This window comes from Aeromonas sp., from assembly GCF_050633025.1.
Lineage (GTDB): Bacteria > Pseudomonadota > Gammaproteobacteria > Enterobacterales > Aeromonadaceae > Aeromonas.
This window is the reverse complement of sequence record NZ_JBODRQ010000022.1, coordinates 21,946-35,778: the sequence shown is the minus strand read 5'-3', so window position 1 is coordinate 35,778 and position 13,833 is coordinate 21,946. Positions and strand designations below refer to the sequence as shown.

Annotated in this window: 11 protein-coding genes and 1 pseudogene; 8 read left to right on the top strand and 4 right to left on the bottom strand. The window is 57.6% G+C overall.

The window, feature by feature from the left end:
• Nucleotides 1–467: hypothetical protein (locus tag ACRAUW_RS05155; RefSeq protein ID WP_431361427.1), on the top strand; the 467-nt coding region annotated here is incomplete at its 5' end.
• A 404-nt stretch (nucleotides 468–871) separates the two neighbouring features.
• On the opposite strand, the pseudogene ACRAUW_RS05150 reads toward ACRAUW_RS05155, so the two are convergent.
• Together ACRAUW_RS05150 and lpxL are read right to left on the bottom strand one after the other, a co-directional pair.
• Nucleotides 872–1,183, bottom strand: a pseudogene (locus ACRAUW_RS05150) (IS66 family transposase); the annotation flags it as partial.
• Nucleotides 1,184–1,288: 105 nt separating this feature from the next.
• On the bottom strand, nucleotides 1,289–2,212 hold the full coding sequence (gene lpxL, locus ACRAUW_RS05145) for an LpxL/LpxP family Kdo(2)-lipid IV(A) lauroyl/palmitoleoyl acyltransferase (protein WP_431361426.1): 924 nt from the start codon (nucleotides 2,210–2,212) through the stop codon (nucleotides 1,289–1,291).
• A 205-nt stretch (nucleotides 2,213–2,417) separates the two neighbouring features.
• Here lpxL and hldE point away from each other — a divergent pair, with 205 nt between their 5' ends.
• A complete protein-coding gene (gene hldE / locus ACRAUW_RS05140) occupies nucleotides 2,418–3,845 on the top strand; it encodes a bifunctional D-glycero-beta-D-manno-heptose-7-phosphate kinase/D-glycero-beta-D-manno-heptose 1-phosphate adenylyltransferase HldE (RefSeq protein ID WP_431361425.1) in 1,428 nt (475 codons plus the stop codon).
• Nucleotides 3,846–3,961: 116 nt separating this feature from the next.
• Here the strand turns inward: hldE and tolC are convergent, their stop codons facing one another.
• Complete coding sequence (tolC, locus tag ACRAUW_RS05135) at nucleotides 3,962–5,290, bottom strand: outer membrane channel protein TolC (RefSeq protein ID WP_431361424.1); 1,329 nt, start codon at nucleotides 5,288–5,290, stop codon at nucleotides 3,962–3,964.
• Nucleotides 5,291–5,595: 305 nt separating this feature from the next.
• Here tolC and nudF point away from each other — a divergent pair, with 305 nt between their 5' ends.
• The 6 genes from nudF to parC all read left to right on the top strand — a co-directional run bounded on the left by nudF (nucleotide 5,596) and on the right by parC (nucleotide 12,664).
• Nucleotides 5,596–6,237: an ADP-ribose diphosphatase gene (nudF, locus tag ACRAUW_RS05130; RefSeq protein WP_167571318.1), complete on the top strand. Its 642-nt coding sequence runs from the start codon at nucleotides 5,596–5,598 to the stop codon at nucleotides 6,235–6,237.
• Between the two features lie 108 nt (nucleotides 6,238–6,345).
• Entirely contained in the window at nucleotides 6,346–6,795 is a 450-nt protein-coding gene (locus ACRAUW_RS05125) for a DUF1249 domain-containing protein (protein ID WP_042052480.1), read from the top strand.
• Nucleotides 6,796–6,817: 22 nt separating this feature from the next.
• Nucleotides 6,818–7,636 carry a 3',5'-cyclic-AMP phosphodiesterase gene (gene cpdA, locus ACRAUW_RS05120; RefSeq protein ID WP_041202814.1) on the top strand — a complete coding sequence of 273 codons (819 nt, stop codon included), beginning with the start codon at nucleotides 6,818–6,820 and terminating at the stop codon, nucleotides 7,634–7,636.
• 12 nt (nucleotides 7,637–7,648) lie between these two features.
• Nucleotides 7,649–8,236 carry a YqiA/YcfP family alpha/beta fold hydrolase gene (locus ACRAUW_RS05115; RefSeq protein WP_431361423.1) on the top strand — a complete coding sequence of 196 codons (588 nt, stop codon included), beginning with the start codon at nucleotides 7,649–7,651 and terminating at the stop codon, nucleotides 8,234–8,236.
• A 133-nt stretch (nucleotides 8,237–8,369) separates the two neighbouring features.
• The gene (gene parE / locus ACRAUW_RS05110) at nucleotides 8,370–10,280 is read left to right on the top strand and encodes a DNA topoisomerase IV subunit B (protein ID WP_431361422.1); all 1,911 of its coding nucleotides are present in this window, start codon (nucleotides 8,370–8,372) and stop codon (nucleotides 10,278–10,280) included.
• A gap of 83 nt (nucleotides 10,281–10,363) precedes the next feature.
• Nucleotides 10,364–12,664 (top strand): DNA topoisomerase IV subunit A, encoded by a 2,301-nt coding sequence (gene parC / locus ACRAUW_RS05105; RefSeq protein ID WP_431361421.1) that lies wholly within the window; start codon nucleotides 10,364–10,366, stop codon nucleotides 12,662–12,664.
• Between the two features lie 104 nt (nucleotides 12,665–12,768).
• On the opposite strand, the gene ACRAUW_RS05100 is transcribed toward parC, so the two are convergent.
• Nucleotides 12,769–13,785 carry a hypothetical protein gene (locus tag ACRAUW_RS05100; protein ID WP_431361420.1) on the bottom strand — a complete coding sequence of 339 codons (1,017 nt, stop codon included), beginning with the start codon at nucleotides 13,783–13,785 and terminating at the stop codon, nucleotides 12,769–12,771.
• Nucleotides 13,786–13,833 lie beyond the last annotated feature (48 nt).

Below are 13,833 nucleotides of genomic sequence, written 5' to 3'. Positions count from 1 at the left end.
AGAAGCCGGGAACAAATTCAGACATAAGATTGGCTATTTTTAACACTGAAGAAATGCGTGATGTTTCAGCTATTATCTTTACTAATACCCTTACCCTAGGGAAATTGTCTTCATTGAGTAAATCAATTCAATATGATCCTGCACATGTATTAAATGTTAGGTATGACACAGAGCCTCCACACTACAAAGTTCATGAAGTTAACATCGAAGCTCCTGAAGATTTACTAGATGGCGTGTACGTATTTCATAACCCAAATGCCAAAAATAAATTTGATTGTAAAGAAATCAAATCAAACCATATTGTCGAATTCTCTCTTGATAGCCACGACATAGGCATGGAAGGTGGAAGGGCGCCGATCGTAGCGAGGTACTGTTCACCGTTTGGTCATTTGTATAACGAATTACTTAAATCAACCGCAGCAAGTAACTACAATAAAACTGTTGCATACGACATAATTGGCGATTAAGTACAGGCACATAACAAGCTGTTTAAGAGTGATTCGCTAGGTGAAAAATATGACACCCACCTTCTTAGTGCCACGTAGCGGCCAATAGCGTGGCAATCCCGCAGGGAGTATGCCCCTCGCCACAGGCACGGCGCTTGGCCGCTCTCCGACGAATGGCTAAGCCACCCCCCTTTTCGCTGACCATAAAAAATCCGAACCCCGGTAACAGGGTTCGGATTTTTTTATCGCCAAGACTATCAGGCGCTGGCGAATATAACCTGGGGCCATCAGCCCCTTACGACCTCAGCCCGGGTCGCCGGACCCAGGCCATGGCCGAAAGGCTTATCCCTTGGCCTTGTCGCGAGCTTTTTTGCCCGGTCGTCTGTTGCTCGGTTTGGCGCGGCCACCCTTGGCGGAGTCACCGTTCACCGGCAGGGGCTTGACGTACACAACTCGACAGGTATGGGGTAATCCGTTTTCTCGATGCAGGCACGGACGACAGCGCGTAGCCACTCCTCTGGACAACGCCCCAGTCGTTTGGCCGTCTCCACCAACGACAGTATTCGCTGGCGAAACAACTCCCCACGGTGTGAACACACCCCGTAGCTCCCTTTTCGCCACAGCACATAGCCGCGCAGCGCTCGCTCCGCCTCATTGTTGGTCAGCGGAATATCCTCATCACTCAGAAACCGCCACAGCATCTCATCATCCTTGATTAGCCACTCGCAGCGACCTATCAAAGCATGTTTGCATGAGGCGCTAGGGCGCCCCATGCAACACGTAATTGGGACATAGCCATAAATAATCGGACACCGCATCACTGCGGTGTCCGGGCGAGTTACTCAATAATAACTTGCATCCTCGGGGAAGGGGCGGGTCTTGAAGCGACGATGGAGCCACATGTACTGCTCCGGCGCCTTGCGTACGGCGGCTTCAATCTCGCGGTTGGCGCGAGCCGCATCGATCATGTCATCCCCGCTGGGGTAGTCGGCGAGCGGTGCCCCGATATGCAGGGTGTAACCCTCGCTGGTGCGGATGTTGTAGCAGGGCAGGGTGACTGTGTTCTTCACCCGCGCCAGGGTTGCAGTGCCGGTGATGGTGGCCGCCTGATCCACAGCGAAGTAGGGCGCGAACACGCTGGCGTGGGAGCCATAGTCGTGATCCGGCGCGTACCAGAGGGCGTCGCCGTTGCGTAGCGCCTTGATCATCCCCTTCACGTCCATCCGGTCCACCAGATATTTGTTGGAGGCGCAGCGACCGTGATACTGGGCATACTCCAGCACCTGGTTGGTGTTGGGGCGATAGACCCCGACCCCGGGGCGCACCAGCCCGAAACAGCGGGCGTTGAGTTCCAGCGTCAGGAAGTGGCAGGAGAGCAGCAGCATGCCCTGACCTTTTTCCATGGCGGCGATGACGTGCTCTTCCCCTTCCACCTTCATCAGGTTGCGCATCCGCCAGTCCGGCCAGAACCAGGCGATCCCCACCTCGAATACGGCGCAGCCCACGCTCTCGAAGTTTGCCTTAAGCAGTTTCTCCCGCTCATCCCGGGTCAGCTCCGGCATAGCCAGCTCCAGATTGCGACGGGCAATCTTGACCCTGGACTTCAATATCCTGGCGGCGAGACGACCAAGCTGACGACCCAGCCACATCTGGCTGCGCCACGGCAGCAGGGTCAGCAGCCAGAGCAGGCCGAGGCCGAACCAGCTGGCCCAGTAACGGGGATGAAACAGGCGGGGCTCTAGGCGGGGAGCGTTGTCATGGGCCATGGAGAATCTCTTTGCTTGCGAAAACAATCGGGGGATTCTAGCCGAAAAGGGGGGGCTGGGGCGAATGGCTATCTGCTGGTCAGAGGGGCAGCCTGCGTCCGGTTAGCGTGACAACGGCGGCAACTGTGGTCTGCTTTTTCTACACCGGATAAAAGAGTGTGATAAAATCGCCCGCTGATTTTTCAGGTTTTGAGAGTCGATACAGATGAAGATCACCCTGCCCGATTTTGAAAAAGCCCGCGTTCTGGTCGTAGGCGATGTCATGTTGGACCGTTACTGGCATGGCCCTACCGGTCGGATCTCACCCGAGGCGCCGGTGCCCGTGGTCAAGGTTGAACACATTGAGGAGCGTCCCGGTGGCGCGGCCAACGTGGCCCTCAACTCCGCTGCTCTTGGCGCTCGGGCTGTGCTGCTTGGCCTGACCGGTCAGGATGAAGCGGCCGATGCGCTTGCCGGTCAGATGGCTGGCGTCAAGGTGGCCTGTGATTTCGTTCGTCTGGCCGACTTCCCGACCATCACCAAGCTGCGGGTGCTGTCACGTAACCAGCAGTTGCTGCGTCTGGACTTTGAAGAGCCCTTCCACTCTGTCGATGCCACCCTGCTGATGAGCAAGATCGAGCAGGCGCTGCCGAATAGCGACGTGATGATCCTCTCCGACTACGGCAAGGGTGCTCTCAACGACGTGCCCGGCATGATCCAGCGTGCCCGTGCCGCCGGTATTCCGGTGCTGGTCGACCCCAAGGGAACCGACTTCGAGAAGTATCGTGGTGCCACCCTGCTGACCCCCAACATGTCCGAATTCGAGGCCGTGGTGGGCAAGGTGAAGAGCGAAGAGGAGCTGGTCGCCAAGGGGCTGGATCTGGTCAGGCGCTTCGAGCTGGATGCCCTGCTGGTCACCCGTTCCGAGAACGGTATGACCCTGATCCGCGAAGGTCAGCCGGAGCTGCATCTGCCGGCTCAGGCCCACGAGGTTTATGATGTGACCGGTGCCGGTGATACCGTCATCTCCACTCTGGCTACCTCACTGGCGGCAGGCAAGAGCCTGGACGAAGCCTGTGCGCTGGCCAATACCGCTGCCGGTATCGTGGTTGGCAAGCTGGGTACTTCTACCGTCAGCCCGGTCGAGCTGGCCAACGCCCTCTATACCGAGCAGGAGACCGGCTTTGGCGTCATGTCCGAAGCCCAGCTGAAAGTGGCGGTTCGTGCCGCCCGTCTGCGTGGCGAGAAGGTGGTGATGACCAACGGTTGCTTCGACATCCTGCACGCTGGCCACGTCTCCTATCTCGCCAACGCGGGCAAGCTGGGGGATCGCCTGATCGTGGCGGTCAACACCGACGAATCGGTTCGCCGTCTGAAAGGTCCGGGTCGTCCGGTCAACCCGACCGAGCGCCGCATGGCCGTACTGGCTGCGCTGGGCGCGGTGGATTGGGTGGTACCGTTCGGGGAAGATACCCCGCAGCGCCTGATCGCCGAGATCCTGCCGGATCTGCTGGTCAAGGGCGGTGACTACAAGCCGGAAGATATCGCCGGTTACGCCGAAGTGACGGCCAATGGCGGCGAGGTGCGCGTTCTCAACTTCGAGGATGGCTGCTCCACCACCGACATCATCAAGACGATTCGCGAGCGCGGTTAACGCGCTGCTGGCCCCACAATCTGGCGGGACTCACTATCGGCGGCAGCAAGCCGACAGCAACACGGATAACAAAAAGGCGACCTTGCGGTCGCCTTTTTCATTCCCGATAACGGCTATCAGGCTTTGGTCTTGGCTTTTGCGGTAGCCGGCATCAGACCCTGGTTTACTTCCACCAGATCCTGCGCTTCCAGAATACCGGCAGCCTGTTTCAGACTCAGGATGTTGAGGATGTAGTTGTAGCGGGCCTCGGAGAGCTTCTGCTTCGCCTCGTAGAGCTTGCGGGTGGAGTCCAGCACGTCGACGATGGTACGGGTACCTACTTCGTAACCGGCTTCGGTCGCCTTCAGGGCGCTGTCGGCGGAGACTACTGACTGGCTGTAGGCGCGTACCGAGCCGATGCTGGCATTTACGTTGTTGTAGGAGGATCGCACAGTGCTCTGTACCGAACGGAAGCTCTTCTCCAGTGATTCGCTAGCGGCGACATAGTTGAATTGTGCCTGTTTGACCTTGGAGCTGGTAGCTCCGCCGCTGTAGATGGGCAGCTTGAAGGTCAAACCAATGTTGCCTTGCGAGTTTTCGCTGCTCATCCCCGGCGTGTCGTTCTTGTAATCGGTATTGCTGGTCTGCAGACCGGCACCCAGGTCCAGGGTGGGTTCATGCCCCGTCTTCTGCAGGTCGATCTGCTCTTTGGCGATATCCTTGGCGATGCGGGCATTGTGCAGTTGCAGGTTTTTGTCCAGTGCCAGCTCGAGCCACTTGTCGGAGCCGAAGGCGGTCTTCTGCGGGCTGAAACGATCGGTGTTCAGCACATCCAGATTGCGGTGATCGATACCGGTCAGCTCGCGCAGGATCTCGTAGCTGTTGTCCAGCGCGTTTTCAGCATTGATCTCGTCAGCCAGCGCCTGGTCGCGGGAGGCTTCCGCTTCATGAACGTCGGTGATGGCGGTCAGGCCCACTTCGAAACGCTGCTGGGTCTGCTCCAGCTGGCGCTCTACTGCAACCTTGTTGGCGCGCACAAACTCCAGAGTATCCATCGCCTTGAGCACATCAAAGTAGGCTTTGGAGGTCCGCAGCATCAGATTCTGGATCTCGAGGTTATAGGCAACGTCATTCTGGGTTGCGCTCTTCTCGGTGATATCCAGGTTGATCCAGTTGCTGCGACGGTAGATGGACTGATCCAGTGAGAGATTGCCGCTGGCAGTGGTGCCTGTTTGGGTATCACCCTTGTTTTGCAGGTAATTCAGGCCCGCTCCCAGATTGATCTGTGGTAACAGTGCTGCACGGGATTCATTGATCTTCTCGAAGGCCTGGTCGCGAACGGCTTTGGACTGCAGCAACTGAGGGTCTTTGATCTGGGCTTGCTGGTAGATGTCGAGCAGGTTTTCGGCATGGGCACCGGCACTGACGCCCAGCAACACCATGGCGGACAAAAGTGTTCTTTTCATAGATGGTTTTAACCTTATGTAGTAACCAACAACGGTTGCTGGAGAGGGCAAATATTGTCACCGACCAAGCTTGATTGCAGCTTAATCACTCTACTATACGCAAAATTTAGTGCTAAGAGTCTCAGGTCCGGTAACGGGAACGTCAAGAATAGGATGCAGTTTTCTCCCCGCGCGCCTAGCCAAATGGTCTGTGGCTGCTAAAATCCACCCCTCATTGCCATGGTGCGCCGAGTGAATGAACGTTCATTCATGTTCCTCGGATTTTATGGTCAAACTGATACAAGTCAAGCTGACGGGAGCCCCGGATGTCGCAGCAACCCTTGCCGCAAGATCGGCATTACGCCGCCAATGATGTGAAAATCATCGAAAAATCAGCTGGATATAACGGCTTCTTCAAGGTGAATGTCTATCGTCTGCAGCATCGGTTATTTGCGGGCGGCTGGAACCAGCCCATCGTGCGCGAGCTGTTCGAGCGGGGCCATGCCGCCGCACTGCTGCCCTATGATCCGGTGCGCGACCAGATAGTGCTGGTGGAGCAGTTCCGCATCGGCGCCATGGAGACCAGTCCGACCCCCTGGCTGCTGGAGCTGGTGGCCGGCATTATCGACGAAGGGGAGACCGCCGAGGCGGTGGTGCGCCGCGAAGCGGTGGAAGAGGCCGGGATCGAGGTGGCCCGCTGCGAGCATGCCATCAGCTATCTGGTGAGCCCGGGCGGCAGCACCGAGCGGATCGAGGTCTTTGTGGGCGAGGTGGATGCCAGCAAGGCCGAGGGACTGCACGGTCTGGCTGATGAAGGCGAGGATATCCGGGTTCACGTGGTGAGCCGCGAACAGGCCTATGCCTGGCTCAAAGAGGGACGTATCGACAATGCGGCCTCGGTCATTGCCCTGCAGTGGCTGGCCCTCAACCATGGCGAGCTGCGTGCCCGCTGGCTGGCGGATCGCTGAGGTGGCGCTGACCCTGCAACAGAGCAGGCGCTATGTGCCTGATCTGATGTCCTTGCAGCGAACCTGCGAGGTCAACTACTCACGGGTGTTGATTGATGGAGCTTTGCGATGCCGTTAGTTCAATCCCGTACCAAACGTTATGTGCCGGATTTGATGTCCTTGCAGCGAACCTGCGAGGTCAACTACATGGCATTGATGAAACTGCTGCCGCCTGATGGGGAAGTCGGCGCCGAGCGCCGCTATCGGGTCGGCAACGATCTGCAGTTCCAGCTCACCATCATTGGCGAGAGTCGCTTCACCAATCAGGTGATCCTGAGCCAGCACAACCCCGAATTGCCCGAATATTTACAAGCTCAGATAGAGATTCGTTTGTATCATGACGTGCGGATGGCGGAAGTGTGTGCAGCGCAACAGATTTCCCGTTTGCAACCACGTTATGATTACCCCAATAAAAAGATGCACCAGCGGGACGAAAAGGAGCAGGTAAATCTGTTTCTGGCCGAATGGCTAAAATTTTGTCTCAGACATGGTACCAGCCCGATCAATATCTCCAGTTGAACAAATAAAAAGAAGCGTGATTTTGGAAACAGAGCTCCCCCAGGCGCAGGACGGCAGTGTGCGCCTGTTGCAAATTACCGACACCCACCTCTTCGCGAGTGCCGAAGGGCGGCTGTTGGCTGTGCGCACCGCAGAGAGTCTGGCCGCCGTGCTGGAACAGGTGCAAGCCAATGAACACCCCTACGAGGTGATTCTGGCGACCGGCGATCTGTCGCAGGATCACAGCCCGGAATCCTATCAGCGTTTCGCCTCCATGATGGCGCCCCTGGGCCGCCCCATCTACTGGCTGCCGGGCAATCACGATGACAGCCCGCTGATGACCGAATATCTCCATGCCGCCGGGATCAGCGAATCCAAGCAGCTGGTGGGCGACCACTGGCAGGTGATCCTGCTCGACACTCAGGTGCGCGGCAAACCCCACGGCATGATTGGCGATCACCAGCTGGCCGCCCTCGACCGCGCCCTGCGCCAATATCCTGATCGTCACGCCCTTATCACCCTGCACCATCAGGCGGTGCCGGTGGGCTGCGCCTGGCTGGATCAGCACAATCTCAAGAATGCCGATGACCTGTTCGCCGTGCTGGCCCGCCATCCGCAGCAGAAGACCATCCTGTTTGGTCACGTCCATCAGGAGTTTGACGAGGTACACCGCGGGGTGCGGCTGATTGCCAGCCCATCGACTTGCATTCAGTTCAAACCGCTATCCGATGGTTTCGCGCTGGACGAATCCGGCCCGGGTTGGCGCTATCTCACCCTCTATCCGGATGGGCGGGTGGCCAGCGAGGTGTGGCGCCTGCCGGTGGGGCAGTTTGTGCCTGACCCCAACGCCACCGGTTATTGAGGAGGGCATTGCATGAAGTCGGTTCTCCTTTATCTGCACGGTTTCAACTCCTCACCGGGCTCCGCCAAGGCGCAGCAGATCGCTGCCTGGGTGGCGGCCAACCGGCCCGACATCGAGGTTATCATTCCGGCACAGCCCAATATTCCGGCTGCCGCCTGGCCGGCTATCGCGCAGGTCATTGCCAATCTGCAGGTTCGTTATGGTAGTGAATTCAAGCTCGGCGTTGTGGGCAGCTCCCTCGGCGGCTTTATGGCGACCCGGGTGAGCGAGCAGTACGGCTGCCGCGCCGCGCTGATCAATCCCGCGGTGCGCCCGCACGAGCTGCTGCGTGACTACCTCGGCCCCCAGACCAATCCCTATACCGGGGAGCAGTACGAATTGCTGTCTGAACATATGGACGAGCTGCAGGCACTGGCGGTACCTGTGACGGCGCCGGAGCGACTCTGGATCCTGCAACAGCAGGGGGATGAGGTGCTCGACTATCGCAAGGCGCTGGAGGAATACCGTTTTGCCCGTATCTCACTGGAGTGTGGCGGCAACCACGCCTTTGTGGCGTTCGAACGCTACCCCGCCCAGATCGTCCGCTTCCTCGGGTTATAGTCAGGTTTTGAGTCAATGAGGGCACTTTCGCCCTGCTTGTTCTTCTCCAGATCAAGCTTTAGGCGCGGGGAGTTTGTTCTGCCCCCGCCTAGCAGTTAAGATTCCCTCCAAACGTCAATTCGCAAGGCCCTCCATGTCTACTCAATACAATGCGGATGCCATTGAGGTCCTCAATGGCCTTGAACCGGTGCGTCGCCGCCCCGGCATGTATACCGACACCACCCGGCCCAATCACCTCGGCCAGGAGGTCATCGACAATAGCGTCGATGAAGCGCTGGCGGGCCATGCCCGTACTCTGGAGGTGACCCTGTATGAAGACCAGTCCCTCGAAGTGATCGATGACGGCCGCGGTATGCCGGTCGATATCCACCCGGAGGAAGGGGTGTGCGGGGTGGAGCTGATCCTCTGCAAGCTGCACGCGGGCGGTAAATTCTCCAACAAGAACTACCAGTTCTCCGGCGGTCTGCACGGGGTGGGTATTTCGGTAGTAAACGCCCTCTCCGATCGGGTCGAGGTGACGGTGCGTCGCGACGGTCAGGTCTATGACATCGCCTTCGAGCGTGGCGAGAAGGTGCAGGAGCTGACCATCACCGGCACCTGCGGCCGCCGCAACACCGGCACCCGGGTGCGCTTCTGGCCGCAGGCGAGCTACTTCGATTCGCCCAAGTTCTCGGTCACCAAGCTGGAGCACCTGCTCAAAGCCAAGGCCGTGCTCTGCCCCGGCCTCACCATCAAGTTCCTCGACAAGAACACCGGCATCAAGCTGGAGTGGTGCTACGAAGATGGCCTCAAGGATTATCTGGTCGATGCGGTCAAACAGTACACCTGCCTGCCGGAGCAGCCCTTTATCGGCTCGTTCAGCTCCGAACAATCGGCGGTGGACTGGGCACTCTGCTGGTTGCCGGAAGGGGGCGAATGCCTCGCCGAATCCTATGTGAACCTCATTCCCACCGCGCAGGGCGGCACCCACGTCAACGGTCTGCGTCAGGGCCTGCTCGATGCCATGCGCGAGTTCTGCGAGTTCCGCAACCTGCTGCCGCGGGGGGTCAAGCTGACCCCGGAAGATATCTGGGATCGCTGCGCCTACATCCTCTCGGTCAAGATGCAGGATCCGCAGTTCGCCGGTCAGACCAAGGAGCGGCTCTCTTCCCGTCAGAGCTCGGCGTTCGTCTCCGGCGTGGTGAAGGATGCCTTCAGCCTCTATCTGAACAGCAACACCGAGCTGGCGGAGCAGATCGCCGAGCTCTGCATCTCCAGCGCCCAGCGCCGGATGCGCGCCGCCAAGACGGTGGTGCGCAAGAAGATTACCCAGGGCCCGGCCCTGCCCGGCAAGCTGACCGACTGTGGCTGCGCCGATCCCATGCAGGGGGAGCTGTTCCTGGTGGAGGGTGACTCCGCGGGCGGCAGTGCCAAGCAGGCGCGGGATCGCGAGTTTCAGGCCATCATGCCGCTGCGCGGCAAGATCCTGAACACCTGGGAGGTAGAGGCCGGTCAGGTGCTCGCCTCGCAGGAGGTGCACGATATTTCCGTGGCCATCGGTCTTGACCCCGACTCCGACGATCTCTCCGGTCTGCGCTACGGCAAGGTGTGCATCCTCGCGGATGCGGACTCGGACGGTCTGCACATCGCCACCCTGCTCTGCGCCCTGTTCGTGAAGCATTTCCGCGCGCTGGTGGAGAAGGGCCACGTCTATGTCGCCATGCCGCCTCTCTACCGGATCGATATCGGTAAAGAGGTCTACTACGCCCTCGACGAGGACGAGAAGAACGGGGTGCTGCAAGGGGCCTCTGCCGAGAAGAAGAAGGGCAAGGTGATGGTGACCCGATTCAAGGGCTTGGGCGAAATGAACCCGAAACAGCTGCGGGAAACCACCATGGATCCCAACACCCGCCGTCTGGTGCAGCTCACCATGGAGCCGGCAAGGGAGAATGAGGGGGATGCCGCTGACGAGACCCTGCAGCTGATGGACATGCTGCTGGCCAAGAAGCGGGCGAGCGATCGCCGCGAGTGGCTCGAAGAGAAGGGCAACCTCGCCATCATCTAAGCCGTCGGCTGGCCCTGTGCGGGCCAGCAAGCATTTAGCCGGAGTCGCCCTGTGGCGGCTCCCGAACCGAAAGAGAAAATCACATGAGTGATGCTATCGAGCTCAGTCTGGACGGGGTAGAGCGCCAGCCAATGCGCACCTTTACCGAGCAGGCTTACTTGAACTACTCCATGTACGTCATCATGGATCGGGCCCTGCCGCATATCGGCGATGGCCTCAAACCGGTGCAGCGGCGCATCATCTACGCCATGAGCGAGCTGGGGCTGTCTGCGCTGTCCAAGCACAAGAAATCCGCCCGTACCGTGGGTGACGTGCTGGGTAAGTACCACCCCCACGGCGACAGCGCCTGTTATGAAGCCATGGTGCTGATGGCCCAGCCCTTCTCCTACCGCTACCCGCTGGTGGATGGTCAGGGCAACTGGGGTGCGCCGGACGATCCCAAATCCTTCGCTGCGATGCGTTATACCGAAGCTCGCCTGTCGCGCTTCTCCGAGCTGCTGCTCTCCGAGCTGGGGCAAGGCACTGTGGAGTGGACGCCGAACTTTGACGGCACCATGAAGGAGCCGGTGGTGCTGCCCGCCCGTCTGCCGCACATCCTGCTCAACGGGGTGACCGGTATCGCGGTGGGCATGGCGACCGATATTCCGCCCCACAACGCGCGGGAAGTGGCCTACGCCTGTGCCGAGCTGCTCGACAACCCCAATGCGGGGCTCGATGCATTGATGGCGCACATTCAGGGGCCGGACTACCCGACCAACGCCGAGATCATCACGCCGCGCAACGATATCCGCAAAATCTACGAGACCGGCAAGGGCTCCATCAAGCAGCGGGCGGTCTGGAGCGAGGAGGATGGCGACATCGTCATCACCGCGCTGCCCCATCAGGCCTCCGGCGCCAAGATCATGGAGCAGATCGCCGCCCAGATGGTGGCCAAAAAGCTGCCGATGGTCACCGACCTGCGCGATGAATCTGACCACGAAAACCCGACCCGTCTGGTGATCATTCCCCGCTCCAACCGGGTGGATGTAGAGGGGCTGATGGCCCATCTGTTCGCCACCACGGATCTGGAGAAGAACTACCGGGTCAACCTCAACATCCTCGGCCTCGACAACCGGCCGCAGGTGAAGACCCTCAAGATGATCCTCTCCGAGTGGATCATCTTCCGCCGCGAGACCGTGCGTCGCCGTCTGCAATTCCGCCTCGACAAGGTGCTGGCTCGCCTGCACATCCTCGAAGGCTTGCTGATCGCCTACCTCAACATCGACGAGGTGATCGAGATCATCCGTACCGAAGATGAGCCGGGCAAGGTGATGGTGGAGCGTTTCAACATTACCGAGACCCAGGCCGAAGCGATCCTCGAGCTGAAACTGCGCCATCTGGCCAAGCTCGAAGAGTTCAAGCTGCGTGCCGAACAGAACGAACTGGCCGAAGAGCGCGACAAGCTGGAGCTGATCCTGGGCTCCGAGCGTCGCCTCAACACCCTGCTCAAGAAAGAGCTGCTGGCCGATGCCGAGAAGTACGGCGACGATCGCCGCACCCCGCTGGTGGAGCGCGCCACTGCCGTGGCGCTGACCGAGAAGGAGCTGGTGCCGAGCGAACCGGTCACCGTCATCCTCTCCGACAAGGGGTGGGTGCGCGCCGCCAAGGGCCACGATGTGGATGTCGAGGGGCTCTCCTACAAGGCGGGGGACAGCTATCTGGCCCACGCCTGTGGCCGCAGCAACCAGCAGGCGGTGTTCCTCTCCACGTTGGGGAGAACCTACGCCCTCGAATCCCACACCCTGCCATCCGCCCGCAGTCAGGGCGAACCGCTCACCGGCCGCTTTGCGCTGGGGGCAGGGGAAGAGGTGCGCCATCTGGTGATGGGCAACGAAGGCGAGCCGTATCTGATCGCCAGCGACGCCGGTTACGGCTTTGTCTGCACCTATGACGATCTCATCGGCAAGAACAAGAACGGCAAGGCGCTGCTCACCGTGCCGGAAGGGGGTCTGGTGATGGCACCCCAGAGGATCGGCTCGCCGGAGACCGATCTCTGCATGGCCATCTCCAACGAGGGGCGCATGCTGCTGTTCCCGCTCAACACCCTGCCGGTACTCGGCAAGGGCAAGGGCAAGGGCAACAAGCTGATCAGCATTCCGTCGGCGCGGGTCAAGGCGCGGGAAGAGTTTATGGTGATGGCCGCCGTCATCCCGCAGGGGCAATATGTCACCCTGTTTGCCGGCAAGCGCAAGCTCACTCTTAAGCCATCTGACCTTGACTACTACCGCGGCGAGCGCGGCCGCCGCGGCGCCAAGTTACCCCGCGGTTTGCAGCGCGTCGATCGCATCGAGATTGAACCCGCCGCCGGTGCTGAACCGGTAGCCGGGGAAAATCAGGAAGGGTAATTAATATAAAAGGGCGCGAAAGCGCCCTTTTTATGTGGAAAAATATTTTTCATATCCGCTGTAAGGTCATTGTCATCGATAGACACTCACAGTATATGGTCAGTTTAATCTTCGGAGTGATTATGACGTTTTTTAGATTTTTCCTTTACTGACCAAGAGAGGATCTCCGAGTTTTTCAGTGTAAATCTTGTATGACCTATCTCTAGGTACATATCTTTACCTAGGCGAGATAATATTTTTGTATTAGTAAGAACACATTGCTTTTCAGGTGTGACCTTAGATATCAGGCCTAAGGTCAGTACTGTGTTGCAACCCTCGTTGTTTAAAATTATTGATTCTGTATCTATAGAACCAAATTTGTATATTTCCATTACTCTCTCTGGGATTCTATAGAAAAGTTCAAAAGATGAAAAAACCACATAAAAGGCAATGGTGCCTAATGTAGGGTAATATATTACCCCTTTAATTCCTTTGGGTTTGGCGGTTACGAGAATATTGGTGAGAACAATAAATCCAACTACAATAGGACCAATTAAAGCAGGAGAGCCTTTACTTGTACTTAAGTTTGAAACTGATATGGACAGTACAAAAAATATTGGAATGAATGCTAAGAGAGCGCAAACGAAGGAAGAAAAAATCATTTTTGATGTTTCTTCTAATGATTGCTTCTTACTTAGTGTTGACCTCTTGTAAATAATTAAGTGGGAAGTGATTATCACGCATATTAAATATGGAATTGAAATGAGCCAGCTTAATGTGAGGATTGCTAGAAATCCATAGAGGGATAATATTGGCAGTCCAAACCAAAGTGCCGTTTTGTAAAGTATTTTATGCCCATCTTCATCCTCCCAGTTACTCTTTATTGGTGATTCATTAGCCCAAGTGTTAGACCAAAACAAACCTGGTAATATCAGGATTGTAATAAACAGGATGACTATAATCATTGCTGTGATTGATGCAGCAGCAAGCAGTGTGACCGATGATTTGAAATCAAAGTCAGGCATGTATCCTATATTTGCATAGTAATAAACAAATATTGCACCACCGAACAGTAGAAATCCTGACCAAAATATAGAGGCTAGGTTTCCATAAGCATACTCTTTCAATTTATCACTATCCATATATACACCTAAATCATGCCGATTATGCATGTTTATCTGAAATGTAGA

Coding starts and splice junctions, on each gene's coding strand:
- hldE (WP_431361425.1), top strand. CDS start 2,418: ATGAAGATCACCCTGCCCGATTTTGAAAAAGCCCGCGTTCTGGTCGTA.
- ACRAUW_RS05100 (WP_431361420.1), bottom strand. CDS start 13,785: ATGGATAGTGATAAATTGAAAGAGTATGCTTATGGAAACCTAGCCTCT.
- nudF (WP_167571318.1), top strand. CDS start 5,596: ATGTCGCAGCAACCCTTGCCGCAAGATCGGCATTACGCCGCCAATGAT.
- ACRAUW_RS05125 (WP_042052480.1), top strand. CDS start 6,346: ATGCCGTTAGTTCAATCCCGTACCAAACGTTATGTGCCGGATTTGATG.
- tolC (WP_431361424.1), bottom strand. CDS start 5,290: ATGAAAAGAACACTTTTGTCCGCCATGGTGTTGCTGGGCGTCAGTGCC.
- parE (WP_431361422.1), top strand. CDS start 8,370: ATGTCTACTCAATACAATGCGGATGCCATTGAGGTCCTCAATGGCCTT.
- lpxL (WP_431361426.1), bottom strand. CDS start 2,212: ATGGCCCATGACAACGCTCCCCGCCTAGAGCCCCGCCTGTTTCATCCC.
- ACRAUW_RS05115 (WP_431361423.1), top strand. CDS start 7,649: ATGAAGTCGGTTCTCCTTTATCTGCACGGTTTCAACTCCTCACCGGGC.
- parC (WP_431361421.1), top strand. CDS start 10,364: ATGAGTGATGCTATCGAGCTCAGTCTGGACGGGGTAGAGCGCCAGCCA.